This window comes from Azospirillum sp. UENF 112521, assembly GCF_058780665.1.
The window spans coordinates 1,954,692-1,977,526 of the sequence record NZ_JBSNCI010000002.1 but is presented as its reverse complement, the minus strand read 5'-3'; the positions used below and the strand labels follow the sequence as shown (position 1 = coordinate 1,977,526).

General features: G+C 66.7%; 25 protein-coding genes. 21 read left to right on the top strand and 4 right to left on the bottom strand.

Going from position 1 to position 22,835, the window contains the following annotated elements; all coding sequences use genetic code 11:
• The first annotated feature begins 37 nt into the window (after positions 1–37).
• From ACWPN8_RS11630 to ACWPN8_RS11580, 11 genes are all read left to right on the top strand, one after another.
• Positions 38–811, top strand: a complete 774-nt coding sequence (locus ACWPN8_RS11630; protein WP_492240858.1) for a type III pantothenate kinase — start codon at positions 38–40, stop codon at positions 809–811.
• Positions 808–2,523 carry a ribonuclease J gene (locus tag ACWPN8_RS11625; protein WP_492240857.1) on the top strand — a complete coding sequence of 572 codons (1,716 nt, stop codon included), beginning with the start codon at positions 808–810 and terminating at the stop codon, positions 2,521–2,523. Before ACWPN8_RS11630 ends, ACWPN8_RS11625 begins: the two co-directional genes overlap by 4 nt.
• A 69-nt stretch (positions 2,524–2,592) precedes the next feature.
• On the top strand, positions 2,593–2,997 hold the full coding sequence (gene mce, locus ACWPN8_RS11620) for a methylmalonyl-CoA epimerase (protein WP_492240856.1): 405 nt from the start codon (positions 2,593–2,595) through the stop codon (positions 2,995–2,997).
• A 56-nt stretch (positions 2,998–3,053) separates the two neighbouring features.
• Positions 3,054–3,308: a DUF1467 family protein gene (locus tag ACWPN8_RS11615; protein WP_109096503.1), complete on the top strand. Its 255-nt coding sequence runs from the start codon at positions 3,054–3,056 to the stop codon at positions 3,306–3,308.
• A 21-nt stretch (positions 3,309–3,329) separates the two neighbouring features.
• Positions 3,330–3,905 (top strand): DNA-3-methyladenine glycosylase I, encoded by a 576-nt coding sequence (locus ACWPN8_RS11610; protein ID WP_492240855.1) that lies wholly within the window; start codon positions 3,330–3,332, stop codon positions 3,903–3,905.
• A 490-nt stretch (positions 3,906–4,395) separates the two neighbouring features.
• On the top strand, positions 4,396–5,298 hold the full coding sequence (locus ACWPN8_RS11605; protein ID WP_109096505.1) for a hypothetical protein: 903 nt from the start codon (positions 4,396–4,398) through the stop codon (positions 5,296–5,298).
• 29 nt (positions 5,299–5,327) lie between these two features.
• Positions 5,328–5,792 (top strand): hypothetical protein, encoded by a 465-nt coding sequence (locus tag ACWPN8_RS11600; RefSeq protein WP_247872829.1) that lies wholly within the window; start codon positions 5,328–5,330, stop codon positions 5,790–5,792.
• 155 nt (positions 5,793–5,947) lie between these two features.
• Positions 5,948–7,261, top strand: coding sequence for a proline--tRNA ligase (gene proS / locus ACWPN8_RS11595; protein ID WP_455181925.1), 1,314 nt, complete (start codon positions 5,948–5,950; stop codon positions 7,259–7,261).
• Between the two features lie 135 nt (positions 7,262–7,396).
• Positions 7,397–8,644, top strand: a complete 1,248-nt coding sequence (locus ACWPN8_RS11590) for a lipoprotein-releasing ABC transporter permease subunit (protein ID WP_109096508.1) — start codon at positions 7,397–7,399, stop codon at positions 8,642–8,644.
• Positions 8,637–9,377, top strand: a complete 741-nt coding sequence (locus tag ACWPN8_RS11585) for an ABC transporter ATP-binding protein (RefSeq protein ID WP_492240854.1) — start codon at positions 8,637–8,639, stop codon at positions 9,375–9,377. The genes ACWPN8_RS11590 and ACWPN8_RS11585 overlap by 8 nt, the downstream gene beginning before the upstream one ends.
• 120 nt (positions 9,378–9,497) lie before the next feature.
• Entirely contained in the window at positions 9,498–10,355 is an 858-nt protein-coding gene (locus ACWPN8_RS11580; protein WP_492240853.1) for a dienelactone hydrolase family protein, read from the top strand.
• A gap of 8 nt (positions 10,356–10,363) precedes the next feature.
• Here ACWPN8_RS11580 and ACWPN8_RS11575 read toward each other — a convergent pair whose 3' ends face one another.
• A complete protein-coding gene (locus tag ACWPN8_RS11575) occupies positions 10,364–10,927 on the bottom strand; it encodes a cysteine hydrolase family protein (RefSeq protein ID WP_492240852.1) in 564 nt (187 codons plus the stop codon).
• Positions 10,928–11,036: 109 nt separating this feature from the next.
• Here ACWPN8_RS11575 and crcB point away from each other — a divergent pair, with 109 nt between their 5' ends.
• From crcB to ACWPN8_RS11555, 4 genes are read left to right on the top strand one after another with little or no spacing between them, the layout of a single operon-like run.
• Positions 11,037–11,438 carry a fluoride efflux transporter CrcB gene (crcB, locus tag ACWPN8_RS11570; RefSeq protein WP_109096512.1) on the top strand — a complete coding sequence of 134 codons (402 nt, stop codon included), beginning with the start codon at positions 11,037–11,039 and terminating at the stop codon, positions 11,436–11,438.
• Entirely contained in the window at positions 11,438–12,505 is a 1,068-nt protein-coding gene (locus tag ACWPN8_RS11565; RefSeq protein ID WP_492240851.1) for an RluA family pseudouridine synthase, read from the top strand. The genes crcB and ACWPN8_RS11565 overlap by 1 nt, the downstream gene beginning before the upstream one ends.
• A complete protein-coding gene (locus ACWPN8_RS11560) occupies positions 12,505–13,191 on the top strand; it encodes an HAD-IA family hydrolase (protein ID WP_109096514.1) in 687 nt (228 codons plus the stop codon). Before ACWPN8_RS11565 ends, ACWPN8_RS11560 begins: the two co-directional genes overlap by 1 nt.
• A 3-nt stretch (positions 13,192–13,194) precedes the next feature.
• Positions 13,195–13,902, top strand: coding sequence for an ATP12 family chaperone protein (locus ACWPN8_RS11555; protein ID WP_492240850.1), 708 nt, complete (start codon positions 13,195–13,197; stop codon positions 13,900–13,902).
• 42 nt (positions 13,903–13,944) lie between these two features.
• Here ACWPN8_RS11555 and ACWPN8_RS11550 read toward each other — a convergent pair whose 3' ends face one another.
• Positions 13,945–14,487 (bottom strand): PRC-barrel domain-containing protein, encoded by a 543-nt coding sequence (locus ACWPN8_RS11550; RefSeq protein WP_109096516.1) that lies wholly within the window; start codon positions 14,485–14,487, stop codon positions 13,945–13,947.
• A 96-nt stretch (positions 14,488–14,583) separates the two neighbouring features.
• Positions 14,584–15,498: a CAF17-like 4Fe-4S cluster assembly/insertion protein YgfZ gene (ygfZ, locus tag ACWPN8_RS11545; protein WP_492240849.1), complete on the bottom strand. Its 915-nt coding sequence runs from the start codon at positions 15,496–15,498 to the stop codon at positions 14,584–14,586.
• 274 nt (positions 15,499–15,772) lie between these two features.
• On the opposite strand from ygfZ, the gene ACWPN8_RS11540 reads away from it, so the two are divergent.
• From ACWPN8_RS11540 to ACWPN8_RS11525, 4 genes are all read left to right on the top strand, one after another.
• Positions 15,773–17,350 carry an ABC transporter ATP-binding protein gene (locus ACWPN8_RS11540; protein WP_492240848.1) on the top strand — a complete coding sequence of 526 codons (1,578 nt, stop codon included), beginning with the start codon at positions 15,773–15,775 and terminating at the stop codon, positions 17,348–17,350.
• 27 nt (positions 17,351–17,377) lie between these two features.
• Positions 17,378–18,454, top strand: coding sequence for an ABC transporter permease (locus tag ACWPN8_RS11535; protein WP_109096519.1), 1,077 nt, complete (start codon positions 17,378–17,380; stop codon positions 18,452–18,454).
• Positions 18,451–19,380: an ABC transporter permease gene (locus tag ACWPN8_RS11530; RefSeq protein WP_109052092.1), complete on the top strand. Its 930-nt coding sequence runs from the start codon at positions 18,451–18,453 to the stop codon at positions 19,378–19,380. Before ACWPN8_RS11535 ends, ACWPN8_RS11530 begins: the two co-directional genes overlap by 4 nt.
• 78 nt (positions 19,381–19,458) lie before the next feature.
• A complete protein-coding gene (locus ACWPN8_RS11525; RefSeq protein WP_109096520.1) occupies positions 19,459–20,547 on the top strand; it encodes a BMP family ABC transporter substrate-binding protein in 1,089 nt (362 codons plus the stop codon).
• Positions 20,548–20,607: 60 nt separating this feature from the next.
• Here ACWPN8_RS11525 and ACWPN8_RS11520 read toward each other — a convergent pair whose 3' ends face one another.
• Entirely contained in the window at positions 20,608–21,078 is a 471-nt protein-coding gene (locus ACWPN8_RS11520) for a hypothetical protein (protein ID WP_492240847.1), read from the bottom strand.
• Between the two features lie 131 nt (positions 21,079–21,209).
• Here ACWPN8_RS11520 and ACWPN8_RS11515 point away from each other — a divergent pair, with 131 nt between their 5' ends.
• Together ACWPN8_RS11515 and ACWPN8_RS11510 are read left to right on the top strand one after the other, a co-directional pair.
• Positions 21,210–21,908 carry a phosphatidylserine decarboxylase gene (locus tag ACWPN8_RS11515; RefSeq protein ID WP_492240846.1) on the top strand — a complete coding sequence of 233 codons (699 nt, stop codon included), beginning with the start codon at positions 21,210–21,212 and terminating at the stop codon, positions 21,906–21,908.
• On the top strand, positions 21,905–22,819 hold the full coding sequence (locus ACWPN8_RS11510; RefSeq protein WP_109096522.1) for a CDP-alcohol phosphatidyltransferase family protein: 915 nt from the start codon (positions 21,905–21,907) through the stop codon (positions 22,817–22,819). Before ACWPN8_RS11515 ends, ACWPN8_RS11510 begins: the two co-directional genes overlap by 4 nt.
• Positions 22,820–22,835 lie beyond the last annotated feature (16 nt).

Here is a 22,835-nt window from a genome sequence, read left to right as displayed (position 1 = left end):
ACCGATTTCAAACGCTCACCGCCTTCAGGACTTTGCCATGCTGCTCGCGATTGACGCCGGAAACACGAATGTGGTGTTCGCCATCTATGACGGCGACCGCCAGCGCGGCATCTGGCGCACGGCGACGGATCCCAAGCGCACTTCCGACGAATACATGGTGTGGCTGACCCACCTGATGGCGCTGAAGGGGCTGAAGCCGGTCGACATCCATGGCGCGATCATCGCCAGCGTGGTGCCCGGCGCCACCTTTAATCTGAAGCGGCTGTGCAAGGACCATTTCGGCTGCGAGCCGGTGATCGTCGGCCAACCCGGCGTCGATCTGGGGGCCAAGGCCTTGGTCGACCGGCCGGAGGAGGTCGGTGCCGACCGGCTCGTGAACACGGTGGCGGCTGCCACGACCTACAAGACGCCGCTGATCGTCATCGATTTCGGCACGGCGACCACCTTCGACGTGGTGGATGCGGAGGGCAATTACCGCGGCGGCGTGATCGCGCCGGGGCTGAACCTGTCGCTGGAGGCGCTGCAGATGGCGGCCTCCAAGCTGCCGCGCGTCGAAATCCAGCCGCCGGCCCAGGTGATCGGCAGGAACACCATCGCCTGCATGCAGTCCGGCATCTTCTGGGGCTATGTCGGCCTGATCGAAGGGCTGGTCTCCCGCATCCGGGCGGAGTACGGCGAGCCGATGCGGGTGGTCGCCACCGGCGGATTGGCTGTTCTTTTCGCCAAGGCCACCCATGTCATCGAACACACCGACAACGAGCTGACGCTCCGCGGTCTCCTCCTGATCCACAAGCGCAACACGGTCCAATGACACAATCCTCCAAGACCGCCGCCGGAACGTCCGAAGCCCCGGCGGACACCTTCGTTCCGGAGGATGGCGCATTGTATTTCCTCCCGCTCGGCGGTTCCGGCGAGATCGGGATGAACCTCAACCTCTACTGCCATCAGGGTAAATGGCTGATGGTGGATCTCGGCATCTCCTTCGCCGACGACACCATGCCCGGGCTCGACGTCATCATGCCCGATCCGGCCTTCATCGCGGCGCGGCGCAACGATCTGGTTGGGCTCGTGCTGACCCACGCGCATGAGGATCATCTGGGCGCCGTCCAGTATCTGTGGCCGGAGTTGCGCTGCCCCGTCTATTGCACGCCCTTCACCGCGGCCTTCCTGCGCGCCAAGCTGCATGAGAAGGGCCTGAGCAGCACGGTGCCGATCCACGAGATCCCGCTGGGCGGTACGGTGGGGGTCGGTCCCTTCTCCGTCGAATATGTCACCATGACGCATTCGATCCCGGAGCCGAACGCGCTCGCCATCCGCACGTCCGCCGGGACCATCCTGCACACCGGCGACTGGAAGCTCGATCCCGATCCGCTGGTCGGCGAGACGGCGGATGAGGAACGGCTGCGCGCAATCGGCGACGAGGGGGTACTGGCGCTGGTCGGCGACAGCACCAACGCGCTGGTGCCCGGCGCGTCCGGTTCGGAGGCGACCGTCCGTGCCGCGCTGATGGAGCTGTTCGGCCGCTACCGCGACCGCCGCATCGCCGTCAGCTGCTTCGCCACCAACGTGGCGCGGCTGGAGAGCATCGCCGCCGCCGCCGCCGCGCATGACCGCCATGTTGCGCTGGTCGGCCGGTCACTGTGGCGCATCAACGAAGCGGCGCGGGCCACCGGCTATCTGGCGGACGTCCCGAAATTCCTGTCGGAGCATGACGCCAGCTATCTGCCGCGGGAAAAGCTGGTGCTGATCTGCACCGGCAGCCAGGGCGAGCCGCGCTCCGCCCTTGCCCGCATCGCCGCCAACGACCATCCGCAGGTGACGCTGTCGCGCGGCGACGTGGTGATCTTCTCCTCTCGCGAGATTCCGGGCAACGAGCGCGCCATCGGCCGCATGCAGAACCAGCTCGTCACCCAGGGCGTGGAGCTGGTGACAGCGGACGAGGCGCCGGTCCATGTGTCCGGCCACCCGGCGCGGGACGAGCTGGTGCGCATGTACCAGTGGGTGCGTCCGAGCATCGCCGTGCCGGTCCATGGCGAGCAGCGCCACCAGCAGGCGCACGCCGCCCTGGCGGAGGATTGCCAAGTCGCCCACAGCATCGTGCCTGCCAATGGCGAGATCCTCCGCCTGGACGGGCCGGAGGGCGCCCGTGTGGTGGCCCATGTCCGGGCCGGTCGCATGGCGGTCGACGGCAAGCGTCTGGTGCCGCTCGACACCGGCATGATGCGGGCGCGCAACCGGATGGTGAACAACGGTGCCGCCGTGGTGACGCTGGTGATGAGCGCGACGGGTGAACTGATGACCGCGCCGCAGGTGGCGGTGATGGGGCTGATCGACGAGGCGACCGACCGCGACCTGCTGCTGGACGTGGTCGATGCGGTGCGCGAGTCGGTGGCGATGCTGCCCAAATCGGCGCGGGCCGACGACGCCCAGGTGAAGGAGGCGGCACGGATTGCCGTGCGCCGCTGCTTCAATGCGTCCCACGGCAAGAAGCCGGTGACGGAGGTCCATCTGGTCCGCGTCTGAGTGAAACACGGTATAACAGGCTTATCAGAGCCCGCCAACGGGCCAGGGACAGCCATCGAGAGGACACGCATGATCGGGAAGCTCAACCACGTCGCCATCGTCGTTCCGGACCTGTCGGCGGCGACCGCGCTCTACCGCGATACGCTGGGCGCCGCGGTGTCTCAGCCGGTGGACCTGCCACCGCACGGCGTCACCGTCGTCTTCGTCACTCTGCCCAACACCAAGATCGAGCTGCTGCATCCCTTCGGGGAGAAATCGCCGATTGCAGGATTTCTGGAAAAGAATCCGTCCGGCGGTATCCACCACATCTGCTACGAGGTGGAGGACATCCTGGCCGCCCGCGACCGGATGAAGGAGCAGGGAGCCCGCGTGCTGGGTGACGGCGAGCCGAAGATCGGCGCCCATGACAAGCCGGTGCTGTTCCTGCATCCGAAGGATTTCTGCGGGACGCTGGTGGAGTTGGAACAGGCCTGATCCTGGCCGGCCAGGGGCCAGCTGCGGGCTTGATCGACTGAAATGCGGAGAGGGCGATGGACAACTGGGTGACTGCGGCCTTCGTCTACATCGTCGTGTGGTGGGTGGTGCTGTTCGCGGTGCTGCCCTGGGGCGTCAGGACCCCGGAGACGCCGGAACCCGGCATGGCCTCCTCCGCACCGGTCGAGCCGCGCATTCTGCGCAAATTCATCATCACGTCGCTGGTCGCTCTGCTGGTGTGGCTGGTGATCTTCGGCGTCGAGCGATCCGGCATCGTTTCCTTCCGCGACATGGCGCGGGACATGTTCTGACGACACAGAGGAGCAGGGCGGGTGAGCCTGACCTATTGCGCGGCCGCACCCGGCCATCCCCACCACGGTCCCTACCACGACGGCGAATACGGCTTTCCCAGCAGCGATGACCGGGTGCTGTTCGAGCGTCTGGTGCTGGAGATCAACCAGGCCGGCCTGTCCTGGCTGACCATCCTGAAGAAGCGGGACGCTTTCCGTGCCGCCTTCGACGGGTTCGACATCGACCGGGTTGCCGCCTATGGCGAGGCGGAGCGGGTGCGGCTGCTGGCCGATGCCGGGATCATCCGCAACCGCCTGAAGGTGGATGCGGTGATCGACAATGCCCGGCGCATCGTCGCACTGCGGGAAACCCACGGATCCTTCGACGGCTGGCTGCGTGCCCATCATCCGCTGTCCAAGGCGGAATGGGTGAAGTTGTTCGGCCGCACTTTCCGCTTCACCGGCGGCGAGATCGTCGGGGAGTTCCTGATGAGCCTGGGGTACCTGCCGGGTGCCCATCAGGCCGACTGTCCGGTGCAAACTGTGGTGCTCGGGCTAAATCCACCATGGAAAGCCGCAGTGGACGCCGGTTACGATGGTTATCAGCCCAAGGAATAAGCAAATGTACGCCCAGAACCTCGGCAAACGCTGAAAGGCTGGGCAAAAATGCAAGTATTTTGTGCAGGAGGGGGTTCTGCCTCTGTTTTAGGCTTGCCATGATCGCGGCTCGGGTCCACTCTTTTATGGTGACGAGGGGGGATACTCCCCCCTTTCCGACGCCTGGTGGCGATTCCTCCCTAAACTCGATAGGCCGCGCCGCATTCGCCGCGCGGCCTTTTCTTTTCCATTCGATGCGGGTTGGAACCGGGCGGTGCGGCGGGGACAGAAAATTTCCGCCGATGGTCCAGAAAACGTTAACGGTTTACTTGGTAGCGTTGCTCGGCTTAGTTCCTGTGGCGGGGGTTCCCCAGTGCGGGCGCTCAGCCGGGTTTTCAGATCGCCACCGGGGGGCTGTGCCGTCCGGGGGCTTTCCGCTTTGCTCGCTTATCCAGCTGGACCTTTGCCCGCTCCGGCGGGCGGCAGGAAAGGGACGACAGTCGAGGCGCCGATGGCCGCGAATGAAAACGAACGGTTCAATCAGTTCGCGGCGGTTGTGGCAGCCGAACTGTTGGAGCGCACCAAGAAAAGCATGGAGCTGCTGGCGCCTGAGCAGCAGCCATGCTCGGTCTTGCCCTTCATCCAGACTCCGTCCTTTGTCGAATTCTATCAGGAACTGGTGCGCGTCGGGATTCTGCCGGTCGTGCTCAGCCGCCGTCCGGTGCGCGCCATCGTCGGCGACGTCGACTGGGCGCGGGAAGGGCGGGAGTATCTGCTGACCGTTCTCGACGACCGCTCCAACGCCATCTTCACGGCCTGGGAATTTGCCTGGGACTCGCTGTGGGACGAGCGCAAGATCGGGCAGGATGGCGGCAACAGCAGCCAGTCAAAGCCGAAGAAGGGCTTTTTCAGCGCCTTGTTCGGCCGAAGGCGGGAGGAAAAGACGGGCAGCGACGGCGGCGGCGGCGGTGCGGAGGGCGGCGTGATGGCCGGTCTTCACACGATGCTGACCGAACTGGCGGAAAAGCGCGGCTTCCTGCCCCTGTTCCATGACGATGTCCGCATCCTGAAGGCGCTGCCGCGCCTGAAGCCGGGCCGTGTGGCGCAGGCGTGGAAGGAAATCTCGCAATACCACCACCAGGAGTTTTATCTGCCCGAGCCCGAACAGGCGAAGCCGGGTGTGACCTCCGACTGTTTGCAGAAATGGCATTACAATCTGCCGGACAAGATCGGCGAGTTCCTGGTGCTGAAGGCGGCGATCGATCTGGAACATGTGAACAAGCCGTTCATCGGCAAATACATCCGCCAGTCGGCACGAACCCAGGAGGAGGCGGAAAAAGGAATGCCCTACCTGTCGATCTACTGGAAGGCCATGCGCAATCCGGCCCCGGTGGCCGAACGGCACACGCTGTGATCCCGCGCGGAGCCCTTATATGCCGGCCGGTGCGCGCCGGGCTGGCGGCCCTGCTGCTGTCCCTGGCCCCGGTTCCAGCCCCGGCGCAGTCGCCGCAACCGCTTCCCGGTCCGATCCCGCTGACGCCCGATGCGGCCCGCAACAGGCCGGCCGGCGACCGGCCGGTGATCGACCTGTCGCTGTGCCAGCGTCTGACCCGCCATGTGCCGGCCGCTGACGTCGAATATCGGCCGGGCGTCGATGTCAATGGCCGGGCGGTGGCGCCGGCCGATCTGCCGGGCAGTGCCGGTGCGCAACCGCAGATTCCCATCGATCTGCCGCTGTCGGTCGATCTTGCCCGGCGGATGGGGATCGCCCTGCCGTCGGTGCCCCATCTGCCCAACGACATCACCGCGGTCTGGCTCAGCGTCGTCGGCGACCGGCTCTATCTGAACGGCCAGCCGATCGATCCGGGTGCCGAGGAACGCCTCTACGCCTATTGCCGCACCCGATAGGGAGAGAGGCGGGCAGGACTGACGGCGGGGGGCTTACAGTGGACAAGTGAGGGCGACCTTCCTAAAGTCGCTCACCCGCCGTCGTGTCCGCTCTTTCGTTGCGAAGCAGCGGGCGCGTCGGCCTTGTCGAACACCTCGCACACGAGAGCAGAGCCATGCGGCTGTCCAGCTTCTTCATGCCGACCCTCAAGGAGACCCCGACCGAGGCGCAGATCGTCTCGCACCGCCTGATGCTGCGGGCCGGGATGATCCGCCAGACCAGCGCCGGCATCTATGCCTGGCTGCCGCTGGGCTATCGGGTTCTGCGCAAGATCGAGCAGATCGTCCGCGAGGAGCAGGACGCCGCCGGCGCGCAGGAACTGCTGATGCCGACCATCCAGTCGGCCGATCTGTGGCGCGAGAGCGGCCGTTACGACGATTACGGCAAGGAGATGCTGCGCATCACCGACCGTCACGACCGCGAGATGCTGTTCGGTCCGACGAACGAGGAGATGATCACCGACATCTTCCGGTCCTTCGTCAAAAGCTACCGCCAGTTGCCGCTGAACCTCTACCACATCCAGTGGAAGTTCCGTGACGAGATCCGCCCGCGCTTCGGCGTGATGCGCGGCCGTGAATTCCTGATGAAGGATGCCTACTCCTTCGACATCGACGCTGCCGGCGCCCGCCGCTCCTACCAGAAGATGTTCCTGGCTTACCTGCGCACCTTCGCCCGCATCGGGTTGAAGGCCATTCCGATGCGCGCCGACACCGGCCCCATCGGCGGCGACCTCAGCCACGAGTTCATCATCCTGGCCGAGACCGGCGAGAGCGGCGTCTTCTGCCACAAGGACTGGATGAACCTGGACGTGCTGAAGGACGCCCCCGGCATGGAGGACGACCTGCAGCCCTTCTTCGACCGCATCACCTCGATCTATGCGGCGACCGACGAGAAGCACGACCCGGCCAACAGCCCGGTCCCGGAGGCCGATCTGGTGTCGGCCCGCGGCATCGAGGTCGGCCACATCTTCAACTTCGGCACCAAATATTCCAAGCCGATGAACGCGGTGGTCGCCGGTCCGAACGGCGAGTCGATCCCGGTGGAGATGGGCAGCTACGGTATCGGCGTGTCGCGCCTGATGGGGGCGATCATCGAGGCCAGCCACGACGACAACGGCATCATCTGGCCGGACGCCGTCGCCCCATTCAACGTCGGCCTGATCAACCTGAAGTCCGGCGACGCCGAGACCGACCGTGTCTGCGCCGAGCTGTATGCGAAGCTGGAAGCGGCCGGTCTGGAGGTCGCCTATGACGACCGCGACGAGCGTCCCGGCGCCAAGTTCGCCGACATGGATCTGATCGGCGTTCCCTGGCAGCTGGTCGTCGGGCCGCGCGGCCTGAAGAACGGCGTCGTCGAGCTGAAGCGCCGCGCCACCGGCGAGAAGGAAGAACTGCCGGTCGAGGCGGCGCTGGCAAAGCTGCTGGGCTGATTGGCTTAACCCGAAGAGGAAGCCCGGACCGACAAAGTCGGCGGTCCGGGCTTTGCCCTTTTCCCGCCACGCTCACGTTCTTATGTAGGGCATCGCTTCCGCCTGTTTCAGGCCCCGCCACAGGACCCCCGCCTCATGATCTTCAATGCCTTCGAACGCATGGTCGCGATGCGTTACCTTCGGGCGCGCCGCCAGGAAGGGTTCATCTCGGTCATCGCGGGGTTCTCGCTGCTGGGCATCGCGCTCGGCGTGGCGACGCTCATCATCGTGATGGCGGTGATGAACGGCTTCCGGGCGGAGCTGCTGGGCCGGGTGCTCGGCCTCAACGGGCATTTGAACGTCTATAGCTCGCGGGGCGGGCCGCTGCCGGACTTCGACATCCTGGCCGGCAAGCTGCGCAACACGCCGGGCGTGGTCAACGTCACCCCGACGGTCGAGGGGCAGGCGCTGGTGTCGGTGCGCGGCGTCGCATCCGGCGCCGTCATCCGCGGCGTGCGGGCGGAAGACTTCAAGGTGCGGCCGACGCTCGCCAACAACGTCATCCGCGGCTCGGTCGACGAGTTCGGCGAGGATCGCGTCGCCATCGGCGTGCGCATGGCACAGCGGCTGGGGCTGTCGGTCGGTGACCAGATCACGCTGATCGCACCGCAGGGCAACGTCACCGCCTTCGGCACCGTGCCGCGGATGCGCAGCTATCCCATCGGCGCGATCTTCGACGTCGGCATGTTCGAATACGACAACAGCTTCATCTTCCTGCCGCTGGAGGAGGCGCAGGCCTTCTTCCGCACCGGCGACGCCGTGACCTCGCTGGAGGTCTTCGTCAGCGACCCGATGCAGATCGCCGCGGCCCGGTCCGCCGTCCAGTCGGTGGTGGCAGGAGAGGGCAGGGTGGTCGACTGGCAGCAGTCGAACGCCAGCTTCTTCACCGCACTCCAAGTTGAGCGCAACGTGATGTTCCTGATCCTGTCGCTGATCATCATGGTGGCGGCCTTCAACATCATCTCCAGTCTGATCATGCTGGTTAAGGACAAGGGGCGCGACATCGCGATCCTGCGCACGATGGGGGCGACGCGCGGCATGATCATGCGCATCTTCTTCCTGTCGGGCGCCAGCGTCGGCGTCACGGGGACGCTGCTGGGGCTGGCACTCGGCGTGTCCTTCGCGCTGAACATCGAGAGCATCCGGCAGGTCATCCAGGGGCTGACCGGCACCAACCTGTTCAATGCCGAAATCTATTTCCTGTCCCATCTGCCGGCCAAGATCGACTGGAGCGAGGTGACACAGGTGACGTTGATGGCTTTGGGCCTGTCCTTCGCCGCCACCATCTACCCGTCCTGGCGCGCCGCCCGGCTCGACCCGGTGGAGGCCCTGCGCTATGAGTGACGCCGTCATGCAGCCGATGCTGGAACTGAAGGGAATCGTCCGCCGCTTTGAACAGGCGGGCGAGACGCTGGAGGTGCTGCGCGGGGTCGACCTGACCGTCGGCACCGGGGAACTGGTGGCGCTGGTCGGCCCGTCGGGGGCCGGCAAATCGACGCTGCTGCACATCGCCGGCCTGCTGGAACGGCCCACCGGCGGCACGGTGCGGATCGCAGGCACCGATGTGTCCAATCTGGACGACGGCAAGCGGACCGAGGTGCGCCGCCGCTCCATCGGCTTCGTCTACCAGTTCCACCATCTGCTGCCGGAATTCTCGGCTCGGGAGAACATCGTCCTGCCGCAGATGATCGCCGGCGTGTCGAAGTCGGTCGCCCGGCAGCGTGCCGACGAGCTTCTGCGCATGGTCGGGCTGGAGCAGCGCGGCACCCACCGTCCGGCCCGCCTGTCGGGCGGCGAGCAGCAGCGCGTCGCCATCGCCCGCGCGCTGGCCAACGCCCCGTCGCTGCTGATCGCCGACGAGCCGACCGGCAACCTCGACCCGCACACGGCGGAGCATGTCTTCACCATGCTGTCGGCCATCGTCAGGCAGGCCAAGGTCGGTGCCCTGGTCGCCACCCACAATCTGGACCTTGCCCGCCGCATGGACCGGGTGCTGGAGATGCGCGACGGCCTTCTGGTGGAATACCAGCCGTCGGAGCTGGTGCCGCTGACCGAGGTGGCATCGGAAGCCTCGTAACCGGCGTCATAGGCCGAAAGCGGATCCGTCTCCCGGTTGCCAAGCCGGTGCGTCGCCACCACTCTCATGCGCGACCGCACCGGCTGAGCTGCGGCACGAGGCAAAACAGGGGCATCGGGGATGGACCAGCGGATCATCGACCTTTACGACGAATACACCCACGCGCCGCTGCCGCGCCGGGTGTTCCTGGAACGGCTTGCGGCGCTGGCCGGCAGTGCGGCGGCCATTCCGGCCATCCTGTCGGCCATCGAGCCAAACTATGCCCGTGCCGCCGTGGTCGGCGAGGACGACACCCGTCTGGCGGCGGAAAAGGTGTCCTTCCAGGGGGCGACCGGCGACGTGTCCGGCTATATCGCCCGGCCGAAGCTGGCGGACAAGGCTCCGGCGGTGGTCGTCATCCATGAGAACCGCGGCCTGAACGCCTATATCGAGGACGTCACCCGCCGCCTCGCCACCGAAGGCTTCGTGGCGTTTGCCCCGGACCTGCTGTCGCCGCTGGGCGGCACGCCGCAGGATGCCGACAAGGCGCGCGACATGATCGGCCAGCTCGACACCGACAAGACGGTCAACAACCTGATCGCGGCGATGAGCTACCTGATGGCCTATCGCTATTCCTCGGCCAAGGTCGGGGCGGTCGGCTTCTGCTGGGGCGGCGGCATGGTCAACCGGCTGGCGATCAAGGCGCCGGACCTGAAGGCCGGCGTCGCCTTCTACGGCCCGACCCCCGACCCGGCGCTGGTCACCACGGTCAAGTCGCCGCTGCTGCTGCACTATGCCGGGCTGGACGAACGCATCAACGCCGGCATTCCCGCGTACGACGAGGCGCTGAAGAAGGCGCATGTCGAACACCAGATCCACGTCTATGACGGCGTCAACCACGCCTTCCACAACGACACGTCGGCCGAGCGCTACAACAAGGACGCCGCCGAGCTGGCCTGGAAGCGGACGGTGGAGTTCCTCAAGGCGAAGCTGGCGTAAGGCGGCCGTCAGCCCAAGACCGCCGCCGTATCCACGACCGTCGCATATTCGCCGTCCATGTTGGCGAGCGACAGGTCGTGGACCTCGTCGGCGGTCCGCAGCCTCCCCGACCTGTCCTTCCTGGCGAAGGTGAAGCAGGCGTCGGCCACCAGGCGCACGTCGTAGCCGAGGTTGCCGGCCATCCGCACCGTCGCCTCGACGCTGTTGTTGGTGATGACGCCGGTCACCACCAGCGTGGCGATGCCGCGGCCGCGCAGCCACTCGTCGAGCCCGGTGCCGATGAAGGCGCTGTTCACCCGCTTGCCGATCACGGTCTCGCCGGGCAATGGCCGCGCCTCTTCCTTGAAGTCATGGCCGGGACCGCCGGGGCGGTAGCTGGAGTCCGGCTCCACCGAATCGTGGCGGATATGGACGATGGGCCGTCCGTCCCGCCGCCACGCGGCCAGCAATGCCGCGACGTTGGCCTCCGCCTGCGGGTTGTTGCGTGGACCGGTCAGGGCCCAGCGCGGGTCGTCGATGGCCTTTTGCAGGTCGATGACCAGCAATGCGGCGTTGGAGGGAAGCTTTTCCATGCCTGCGATCCTGCCGCGATTGTCCATCGCGTGACAAGTCCGCAGGTTTCTGGCTCTAATCCGGCGCTCCACTCCCGTTTCCCTTTCCCAGCGCTCAGCCGGAGGCGCCGTGCTCGCATCCCCCCTGTCCTTGCTCGCCGTCGCCGTCGGCGGTGCCGCCGGTTCGGTGGCGCGTTACCTGATGCTGCTCACGATTGCGCAATGGATCGGAACCCGCTTTCCGGTGGGGACGATCATCGTCAACGTGATCGGCTGTACGGTGATGGGGGTGCTGTCGGAACTTGCGGCGCTGACATGGTCGCCGTCGCCAGAACTGCGCGCCTTCCTTCTGGTGGGCGTGCTGGGCGGCTTCACCACATTCTCCTCCTTCACGCTGGACATCGGTGTCCTCGTCGCCCGTGACGAGCTTGCCGCGGCGGCGGGATACTTCCTCGCCTCGACGCTGTTCAGCGTGGTGGGCTTCTTTGCCGGCCTGTGGGCCGTGCGTTCTCTTGTTTCGGTGTCCCTCTGATGACTGACTTTCCCAAGCCCACTGCCGATAACGCCGATACCGCGTCGACCGAAGCCAAGGGCGACAGCAAGGTCGAAACCCGCATCGTGACGGCCGACGAGGCCGACATGCGGCTCGACCGCTGGTTCAAGCGCCATTTCCCCGACGTGAACCACAGCTATCTGCAGAAGTTGCTGCGCACCGGTCAGGTCCGCGTTGACGGCAAGCGGGCGGAGACGTCGACACGGTTGGCGGCTAAGCAGGGCGTGCGTATCCCGCCGCTGGCCGCCTGGGCCGCACCGGTCAGGGGGCCGGGTCAGGGAAGCAGCAAGCCAAAGGGCATGTCGGACAAGCAGATCGCCGAGTTGCAGGCGATGGTGCTCTACCGCGACGCCGACGTGATCGCCATCAACAAGCCGCCCGGTCTGGCGGTGCAGGGCGGTACCGGCACCTCCAAACATCTTGACGCCATGCTCGACGCCCTGCGCTTCGACGGCAACGAGCGGCCGAAACTGGTCCACCGGCTGGACAAGGACACCTCCGGCGTCCTGCTGCTGGCCCGCACCACCTTCGCCGCCAGCAAGCTGACCGAGCTGTTCCGCGGCAGTGCTGTGCGCAAGATTTACTGGGCCGTCACCGTCGGCGTGCCGACGCCCTACCAGGGCAAGATCGATCTGGCGCTGGCCAAGGAAGGCGGCCCGCATGGCGAGCGGGTGGCGGAGAGCAAGGAAGAGGGCAAGCGCGCCCTTACCGTCTATTCGGTGCAGGAGAATGTCGGCAAGCAGGCGGCCTTCGTCGCCATGTGGCCGCTGACCGGCCGCACCCACCAGCTGCGCGTCCACATGGCCGCCGTCGGCACGCCGATCCTGGGCGACGGCAAATATGCCGGGCAGGGCGCCTTCCTGGCCGGCGGAGCCGAGGTGGCGAAGAAGCTGCACCTGCATGCCCGCCGGCTGATCCTGCCGCATCCGCGCGGCGGCAAGACCATCGACGTGACGGCGCCGTTGCCCGACCACATGCTGGCGACCTGGAAGTATTTCGGCTTCAGCCCAAACCTGCGCGACGACCCGTTCGAGGATTTCGAGTGATGGCTCCGCAGGGGAAGCCGCCGTTGCGCCTCGCCCTCTTCGATTGCGACGGCACGCTGGTCGACAGCCAGTTCGCGATCATCGACGCCATGACCCGCGCCTGGGCCGAGCATGGGCTGGGCGAGCCCGAGCCGGCGGATGTCCGCCGCATGGTCGGGCTGTCGCTGGTGGAGGCGGTGGCCCTGCTGCTGCCGCAGCGGGATGCCGACCTGCATGTCGCGGTGGCGGAAAGCTACAAGCGCGCCTTTTCCAGCGCCCGCAGCCGCGGCGAGGTGGACGAGCCGCTGTTCCCCGGCATCGTCGACACGCTGGCGGCGCTGGAGGAGGCCGGGGTGCTGCTGGGGGTGGCAACCGGCAAGTCACGGCGCGGGCTGGATGCGGTGTTGAAGGGCCATGGGCTGACCGGGCGCTTTGTCACCTTGCAGACCGCCGATGTCGGTCCCGGCAAGCCCAACCCGCACATGGTGCAGCGGGCGCTGGCGGAGACCGGTGCGGAGGAAGCGGCGACGGTTGTGATCGGCGACACTACCTACGACATTCAGATGGCCCGCAACGCGCGGGTGCGGTCGGTCGGCGTCTCCTGGGGCTATCACGCGGTGCCGGAACTGGAGCGGGCCGGGGCCGACCGCATCGTCCACCGCGGGCGCGACGTCGCCACCGCAGTGCTGGAGCTTTTGGAAGGGTAAGCGATGAAGCGTTTCTACAAGGCGGCGGGCGTCGGCAAGGTTGGGGGCGAGACCGAGGGCGGTTTCCGGGTCGAGCTGGACGGCCGCCCCGTGCGTAGCCCCGCCAAGGCGCCGCTGGTCTTCCCGAGCCTGCCGCTGGCCCAGGGCGTGGCTGACGAATGGGCGGCGCAGGGCGACCAGATCGACGCTCATTCCATGCCGCTGATGCAGCTGTCGAGCACCGCCGTTGATCTGATCCCGGTGAAGCGGCCGGAGATTGTTCCCGCCATCAGCGCCTATGCCGAAACCGACCTGTTGTGCTATCGCGCCGAACATCCCCAGCCGCTGGTGGAGCGGCAGGCCCGGCTCTGGCAGCCTCTGCTGGATTGGGCAGCGCTGACTTATGACGCGCCGCTCCATGTCTGCGCCGGGCTGATGCCCAAGCCGCAGCCGGACGAGGCTCTGGCCGCCCTGCGCCGGGTGGTGGAGCGGACGGACGACTGGTATCTGTCGGCGCTTCAGACCGCGACCGGCGTCTGCGGATCGATCATCGTCGCGCTTGCTCTGCTGGAAGGCCGTCTCAACGCCGAGGAAGCGTTCGAGGTCTCGCAGCTGGACGAAACCTACCAGATCGAGCAGTGGGGTGAAGACGCAGAGGCCACGAAACGCCGCACGAACGTTCGCGCGGAGATCGTGGCCTGTCGGCGCTTCGTGGATTTGCTGCGGGGCTGAAGGGCGGGGGCGGATGCCCCCACCTCGAATCGCAAGCAGCCCTTACTTCGCCGTGGTGGTGCCGGTCGTCGGGGCGGCGCCCGGGGCGACCGTTTCCTTCTCCGCCGGCTTGCGGTTCTTGTTCAGCGACGTCATGGTGTCGTCGTACTTGAAGTCCGGCATCGCCTTGACGTCGTCTCGGCTCATGCCGGCGAGGTTCAGGCGGTTGTTCTGAGAATCCCAGTTGGCGGCACTGTAATCGACCGCGACCTGCTTCTCGCCGATGCCGAGGAAGCCGCCCGAGCTGATCACCAGCTGCTTGGCCTGACCGGTGCCGTCGAGGATGACGTCGTCAACCTCGCCGATCTTGTTGTTGTCGCGGCCATAGACGTTCTTGCCGATCAGTTCGTCGGCGCTGGCGAGCTGGCCGCCCGTCGGACCGGACTTGGTCATGCTGCTGTTGGTGGTGCTGTCCGGCGTTGCGGTGTTCGACATGCTGGACGTGGACGAGGACGGATTGCCCACGGTCGGCGACGAGGTCTGCGCGACGGCGACGCCCGTCATGAGAGCCAGCGAGGCGGCGGTGACGATCAGGGTGCGACGCATGAGGGTGGCTCCTTATGTCGTTGTGTCTGAAGACATCACAACAACAGGAGCGAAGCCCGTTTGATCACTCCTTCCGGGAACTCTTTCGGTGTGTGACTAACCCTTCGTGGTATGGTCCCACCCAGGTTCGCGCGGTGTCAGAACCGCCGGCCCTGCCTGAAAGCTCAGTCCGCTCTCGGCCGCGCACTGCACATCCTCCAGCCGCAGCAAAGCGAGCGCGGCGCCGTCGCGGCCACTGCGCATTTCGCCAATGTCCTTGCCGTCCAACGTCACCGGAGTGCCGGCGTCCGGCATCGGGCCGTCGACGGTGACCGGGAACAGCTTCTTCTTGATCAGGGCGCGGTATTTGGTGCGGGCGGTCAGCTCCTGCCCCATGTAGCAGCCCTTGTCCCAGGAAATTGCGTTCAGCGCGTCCATCCGGCTTTCCAGCGGGATCGATTTCTCCGGGATCAGGTCCAGCGTGCCGTCGGGGATGCCGAACGACAGGCGACGCCGGTCGTAGTCTGTGGCCTCGCGCGGCGCCAGACCGGCCGCCTCCAATGCCGCAAGCCCGTCCGCCGGCAGAAACAGGCGGGCCCCCAGCGCCGGCAGCCGCGGGTCGGTGAAGGCGACGCCGCCAGCGAAAGCCCGTGCCGCACCCGGTTCGGCCGGCAGGCCCAGCGCCTCCAGCGCGCCGGCCCCGAAGGCGACGACCACGCGAAGCTGCTCCGTCCGGTCCTCCAGCGCGATTTTCGAGCGCAGCTTGTACATCTTCAGCCGGCGCAACAGGTCGGCGCGGCGCTCCGTCTCCGGGTCCAGCAGCAGCACGGCGTCCGATTCTGCTCCCGACTCGACCAAGTTGAAATCATGAAGGAACTTGCCCTGCGGCGTCAGGAACAGGGCATAGACGGCACGGTCCGGCGCGACCCGCAGCACGTCGTTGGACACCAGCCCTTGCAGGAACGCCTTGCGGTCCTCGCCCGTAACCGCCACCACGCTCCGCTGGTCCAAAACTGCGTAACCCGCCGACATCCTCGCCTCCACATCATCCAATCGACTGAAGTGTTGGGCGGAACGGCCCGGCTGGCAAGGGCTTGCCGCACTGCAATGCCCTGGCAATGAGCTGGGCGAAGGGCTGGGTTGCAGGAGCCGACTGTGGCATGATGACCAAAGCGGCAGATGCATCACCGTTGGGCAGAGGATCGGTTGTTGACGGCCGGTGGTGCCGCCGGATTACTCTGTTGGTAGCGGTGGCACGGCTTTGGCAATGCCATACAGGTTTGACCTTTTTCCGGATTGCTCCTCCTTGCCTTCGCACGCCGAGACCTACCCCCCGGACGCCCCGCCGCCCCGTTTGGAGCTGCGCGGCATCACCAAGCGATTCCCCGGCTGTCTGGCCAACGACCATGTCGATCTCGTCCTGCAACCGGGCGAGATCCATGCGCTGCTGGGTGAGAACGGGGCCGGCAAGTCGACCCTGGTCAAGATGATCTATGGGGTGCTGCACCCGGATGCCGGAAACATGTTGTGGCAGGGGGCGGAAACGGTTGTTCCCGACCCGGCCGGTGCGCGCCGTCTCGGCATCGGCATGGTGTTCCAGCATTTCTCGCTGTTCGACACGCTGACGGTGACCGAGAACATCGCGCTCGGCCTCGACAATGCCGGACCGATGGATCAGCTCGCCGGCCGTATCCGCGAGGTGTCGGAACGCTACGGTCTGGCGCTGGACCCCGGCCGCCATGTCTTCCATCTGTCGGTGGGCGAGCGCCAGCGGGTGGAGATCGTGCGCTGCCTGCTGCAGGATCCGAAGCTGCTGATCATGGACGAGCCGACCTCCGTCCTGACGCCGCAGGAGGCGGCCAAGCTGTTCGAGACGCTGCGCGTCCTGGCGGCGGAGGGCTGCACGATCCTCTACATCTCGCACAAGCTGGAGGAAATCCGCGCCCTGTGCAGCCGCGCCACCGTGCTGCGCGCCGGCAAGGTGGTGGGTGCCGCCGACCCGCGGCAGGAGACAGCGCGCAGCCTTGCCGAGATGATGATGGGGGCGGAGCTGTCCACCCCCGAGCGGCCGCCGCAGGGTGTGGCCGGCGTTGCCCGCCTGACGGTGCGCCACCTGTCCACCACCTCCGACAATCCCTTCGCCACCAATCTGAAGGACGTCAATTTCGAGGTGCGGGGGGGCGAGATTCTCGGCATCGCCGGTGTGGCCGGAAACGGGCAGGCGGAACTGATGGCGGCCTTGAGCGGCGAGGTTCTGCTCGCCGACGCCGATGCCGTGGTGATCGAGGGAACCACGGCCGGGCATTTGGGACCGCGGGCCCGCCGGACGCTTGGCCTCGCCTTCGTGCCGGAGGAGCGGCTGGGCCGGGGTGCGGTGCCGGAACTGAGCCTGTCGGAGAACGCGCTGCTGTCCGGCTATGCCCGCGAGCCGCTGGTGCGCGGCGGCATGGTCCATTTCGCCCGCGCCCGCGCCTATGCCGAGACGATCATCCGCGGCTTCAACGTCGTGGCGCACGGTCATCGGGCGGAAGCGCGGTCGCTGTCGGGCGGCAATCTGCAGAAATTCATCATCGGCCGCGAAATCCTGCAGAAGCCCAAGCTTCTGGTGGTCGGCCAACCGACCTGGGGTGTCGATGCAGGTGCTGCCGCGGCGATCCACAAGGCGCTGATCGATCTGGCGCGGTCGGGTGCGGCGGTGCTGGTCATCAGCCAGGATCTGGATGAGCTGTTCGTGCTGAGCGACCGGATTTCCGTGCTGTTCCATGGCCGCCTGTCCGACAGCCGGCCGACGCACGAGACGACGGTGGAGCGCATCGGCCTGCTGATGGGCGGCCTGTTCGGCACGCCGCCGGACGAAGACGGGGAGATCACGCGTGCGGTCTGATGGTTTTTTGAGCACCGGAGACGCCGCATGAGCTTCATCCGTCTTGAACCGCGCGGGCAGGCGTCGAAGACCATGGTCTACGTTACGCCACTGTTGGCGGTGGCGCTGACCCTGCTCAGCGGCTTCATCCTGTTCCTGGCGATGGGCTTCGACCCGTTGAAGGCGCTTTATTCCTTCTTCGTCGCGCCCGTGACCTCGGTCCGCGGTATCGGCGAACTGGTGGTGAAGGCGACGCCGCTGGTGCTGTGCGCCGTCGGGCTCGCCATCGGCTTCCGCGCCAATGTCTGGAACATCGGCGCCGAAGGGCAGCTGACGCTGGGCGCCATCACCGGCGGCGGGCTGGCGCTTGCCTTCTATGGCGAGGGCGGCTGGTGGCTGTTGCCGATGATGGTGATCGGCGGAGCTGTCGGCGGGGCGGTCTGGGCGGCGGTGCCGGCCTTTCTGCGGCTGCGCTTCAACGCCAGTGAGATCCTGACCAGCCTGATGCTGAATTACGTGGCGCTGCTGCTGCTGAACTATCTGGTCCATGGCCCATTCCGCGATCCCGACGGCTTCGCCTTCCCCGAATCGCGGCTGTTCGAGGCCGAGGCCACGCTGCCGATCCTGTGGGCCGGGACCCGCGTCCATTTCGGCGCACTGCTTGCCCTGCTGGCGGTGGCGGGCGGCTGGCTGTTGATCGCGCGGACCTTCATCGGCTTCCAGATCAAGGTGATCGGCCTGACCCCGGCCGCGGCCGGCTATGCCGGCTTCGACCAGAAGCGGATCGTCTGGCTGACGCTGCTGCTGTCGGGGGCGCTGGCCGGAATCGCCGGCATGGGCGAGGTCGCCGGTCCCATCGGCCAGATCACCGCCAGCATCTCGCCCGGCTACGGCTATACCGCCATCATCGTTGCCTTTCTGGGCCGGCTGCATCCGGTCGGCATCCTGCTGGCGGCTTTGCTGATGGCGCTGTCCTTCATCGGCGGCGAGGCGGCGCAGATCGCCATGGGCCTGCCCAAGGCCATCACCGGAGTGTTCCAGGGCATGCTTCTGTTCTTCCTGCTGGCGAGCGACGTGCTGATCCGCTACCGGGTCCGCTTCGGTGCGCGGAGGGCCGCGGCATGAGCGACCTTGCCCTGATCGGCCCGATCCTGGCCGCTATGTTCGCGGCGGCGACGCCGCTGCTGTTCGCCGCCTTGGGCGAGCTGGTGGTCGAGAAGTCGGGTGTCCTCAACCTGGGTGTCGAGGGCATGATGCTGGTCGGCGCCGTCTGCGGCTTCGCCGTCACGGTTCAGACCGGCAGCCCCGTCACCGGTTTTCTCGTCGCGGCCTTCGCTGGCGCCGCCACCGCCTCGCTGTTCGCCGTGCTGACCCTGTTCCTGCTCGCCAACCAAGTGGCGACCGGGCTCGCGCTGACCCTGTTCGGCGTCGGCCTGTCGGCGCTGATCGGGCAGGGCTTCGTCGGCATTCCGCTGGAGGGCCTGCCCAAGCTCCACATCCCCGGCCTGACCGACCTGCCGGTGGTGGGGCAGGCGCTGTTCGGCCAGGACATCATGGTTTATCTGGCGGTCGCCGCCGTGCCGCTGGTCCACCTGTTCCTCTACCGCAGCCGCGCCGGTCTCGTCCTGCGCGCGGTGGGGGAGAACCACACGGCCGCCCATGCGCTGGGCTACAAGGTCCTGCGCATCCGCTTTTTCGCCGTGCTGTTCGGCGGCGCCATGGCCGGGCTGGGCGGTGCCTTCCTGTCGATGGACTACACGCCGATGTGGGCGGAGAACATGACTTCGGGCCGCGGCTGGATCGCGCTGGCGCTGGTGGTCTTCGCCACCTGGAAGCCGGTGCGCGCCATGCTCGGCGCCTGGCTGTTCGGTGGCGTCACCATCCTGCAGCTGCATGTCCAGGGGCTGGGCATCGACGTGCCGTCGCAGCTCTTGTCGATGCTGCCGTATCTGGCTACCGTTCTGGTCCTGGTGCTGATTTCGCGGGACGTCGCCCGCATCCGCCTGAACGCGCCGGCCTGTCTGGGAAAACTGTTTCATCCCGATGCTTGACGCGTCGTTTTGAAAACGAAACAAAGCCCATATCTCACGACATCAAGAATAAGGAGCGTCGACGTGAACAGAAGGACGATGGGCAAGACGGTGCTGGGTCTGGCCGGTGCCGCGATCGCGCTGAGCGTGGGGCTGGGTGCCGGCATGGGCTCCGCCTTCGCGCAGGAGAAGCTGAAGGTCGGCTTCGTCTATGTCGGCCCGGTCAGCGACCATGGCTACAGCTATCAGCACGACCAGGGCCGTCTGGCCGTGGAGAAGGCGCTGGGCGACAAGGTCACCACCACCTTCGTCGAGAATGTGCCGGAAGGCGCCGACGCCGAGCGCGTGATCGAGCAGCTGGCGGCCAGCGGCCACAAGCTGATCTTCACCACCTCCTTCGGCTTCATGAACCCAACGCTGAAGGTGGCCAAGCGCCATCCCGACGTGAAGTTCGAGCATGCCACCGGTTACAAGCGCGCCGAGAACGTCGCGACCTATTCCGGCCGTTTCTATGAGGGCCGTACGGTGGTGGGCGCCATCGCCGGCAAGATGACCAAGTCGAACATCATCGGCTACATCGGCTCCTACCCGATTCCCGAGGTGGTCGGCGGCATCAACGCCTTCACCATCGCGCTGCGCGAGCAGAACCCGAAGGCCGAGGTCCGCGTGGTCTGGGTCAACAGCTGGTACGATCCCGGCAAGGAAGCCGAGGCGGCCAAGGCGCTGATCGACCAGGGTGCCGACATCATTGTCCAGCACACCGACAGCCCCGCCCCGATCCAGACCGCGCAGGAGCGCGGGCTGTGGTCGGTCGGCCAGTCGTCCGACATGACCCGCTTCGGTCCGAAGTCGCACCTGACCGCGATCGTCGAGGACTGGAACGGCTACTATGTCGACCGCGTGAAGGCGGTTCTCGACGGCAGCTGGAAGCCGATCGACACCTGGGGCGGCATCAGCACCGGCATGGTCGAGCTGGCCCCCTACAACCCGGCGATTCCGGCCGACGTCGTGAAGATGGCCGACCAGATCAAGGCCGACATCGTGTCCGGCAAACGCCACTCCTTCCAGGGTCCGGTCAAGGACCAGTCCGGCAAGGTCGTGATCCCGGAAGGCAAGTCCGCCACCGACGAGCAGATCCTGAAGATGGACTGGTACGTCGAAGGCGTGCAGGGCAAGGTTCCGAAGTAAGCGTCGTACGGCGCTTCCGACCGGGGGGTGATAATCTCCGGTCGAAAGCGCCGTCCGTTTTTACAGATACTCGCCCAGCAGGCGCAGGAACGGACGCGCTTCCTGCAGGACCAGGATGGTCTGGTGGAGCAGGTCCTCGGGCGAGGCGTGGTGTTCCAGCCGGATTTCCGAGAACAGGATGATCTTTTGTCCGCCCTGAACGATGAAGCGGACATGCGGCAGCCCTTCGATCCCGCGCAGGACCGCCAGCAGGGCGCGGCGGCGCTCCGGAGCCTGGGCCGTGTAGGGCACGTGGCCGACATCCGCCCAGATCTGGCAGATCGAGCCGCCGCCGTCCTCCGGCCCTTCATGCCGGACGGCGACGTTGAAGGGCAGCCCGTCGGCCATGAAGGTCAGCTTGCAGGGACGGGGCGGCTTGGCGATGCCGAGAACGCCCTCGGGCGTCATCTCGATCGAGCCGGGATTGATGGGCAGGGCGCCGTCCGGCACTTCGGCCAGCGATTGAATGGTCTTCAGATCGGGAACGGACAAGGCGGCACGCTCGGCTTCAGGGGCAATGGAGACGACAGCATGGGCTCCGCCCGCTAAAATTCTGTAAAGGCTTGCAACGCACAGCTAGAATGGCTGTTCGCTGTGGTCTGAAAATACGAAGAAAGCAGGCGATGTCCGCCATCGATACCGTCGTCGTCCCCATCCACCGAGCCGGCTGGCCCTTCATCGCCGGTTTCGCGGTGGTCTCCCTGATCCTGGGTCTCGCCGTCTGGGCGCCGCTCGGCTGGATCGGCCTGGTGCTCACCCTGTGGTGCGCCTACTTCTTCCGCGATCCCGACCGGGTGACGCCGACGCGGCCCGGACTGCTGGTCAGCCCCGCCGACGGGCGCGTCACCATGATCGTCCAGGCGGTTCCGCCCAAGGAACTCGGCATGGGGGACAAGGCGCTGACCCGGATCAGCGTGTTCCTCAACGTGTTCAACGTCCACGTCAACCGCGTGCCGGCCGACGGCACCATCATGGCCGCCGAATACCACAAGGGCACCTTCGTCAATGCCGCGCTGGACAAGGCGAGCGACGAGAACGAGCGGATGGCCTTCCGCCATCGCCTGCCGGACGGGCGCGAGATCGCCTATGTCCAGATCGCCGGCCTGGTGGCGCGCCGTATCCTGTGGTGGGTCAAGGCCGGGCAGCAGGTGAAGGCGGGCGAGCGCTTCGGCCTGATCCGATTCGGCAGCCGCACCGACATCTATCTGCCCGACGGCGTCGCCCCGCTGGTCTGCGTCGGCCAGACCGCCATCGGCGGCGAGACGATCCTGGCCGACCTGGACGGGACCGAAGCGCAGCGGCAGGGGGATGTGCGGCGATGAAACGACCGCCCGTCTTCCGCCAGCAGATCTTCCGCCCACACCGGGCGCGCCGGCCCGGCCGGCCGCACCCGCGTCTGAAAGGGCTGTCGATCAACCACCTGTTGCCGAACGTCCTGACGGTGCTGGCGCTCTGCTCCGGCCTGACCGCGATCCGATTCGCCATGCAGGAGCGGTGGGAGCCGGCGGTCATCGCCATCGTCATCGCCGCCATCCTGGATGCGCTGGATGGCCGGATCGCCCGCCTGCTGAACGGGCAGAGCAAGTTCGGGGCGGAACTGGACAGCCTGTCCGACGCCATCAGCTTCGGCGTCGCCCCGGCCTTCATGATGTATTTGTGGGGGTTGAACGGCGCGGGCAGCCTGGGCTGGATCGCCGCCATGGCCTATGCCGTGTGCTGCGCCTTGCGGCTGGCGCGCTTCAACTCGCGGCTCGGCGTGGTCGACCTGCCGCCCTGGGCCTACAACTACTTCACCGGCGTTCCGGCGCCGGCCGGTGCCGGCCTCGTGCTGCTGCCGATGATCCTGGGGTTCGAGATCGGTCCGGAGTTCCCCGGCCATCCGGCCGTCATCGTGCCGTGGACCCTGCTGATCGGCGGGCTGATGGTCAGCATCCTGCCGACCTTCTCCTTCAAGGGTGCCCGGGTTCCGGCCCATTGGGTGGTGCCGGCCCTGGCCGGCGTCGGGCTGCTCGCCGCGATGATGGTCAGCCAGCCCTGGTGGACACTGTCCATCGTCGGCATCGCCTATATGGTCAGCCTGCCATTCTCCATCGCCCAGTTCCGCAAGCTGCAACGGGCTGCGGAACTGATGCGCACGGAGATCGGCGAGCCGCCGGAGATGCAGGGGACCGAGGTGCAGGCTCAGGCTTCGGAAGCCGTGACGCCCGAGGACGAGGCGCGGAAGCCGGTCTGACCGGCTTCCCCTTTTC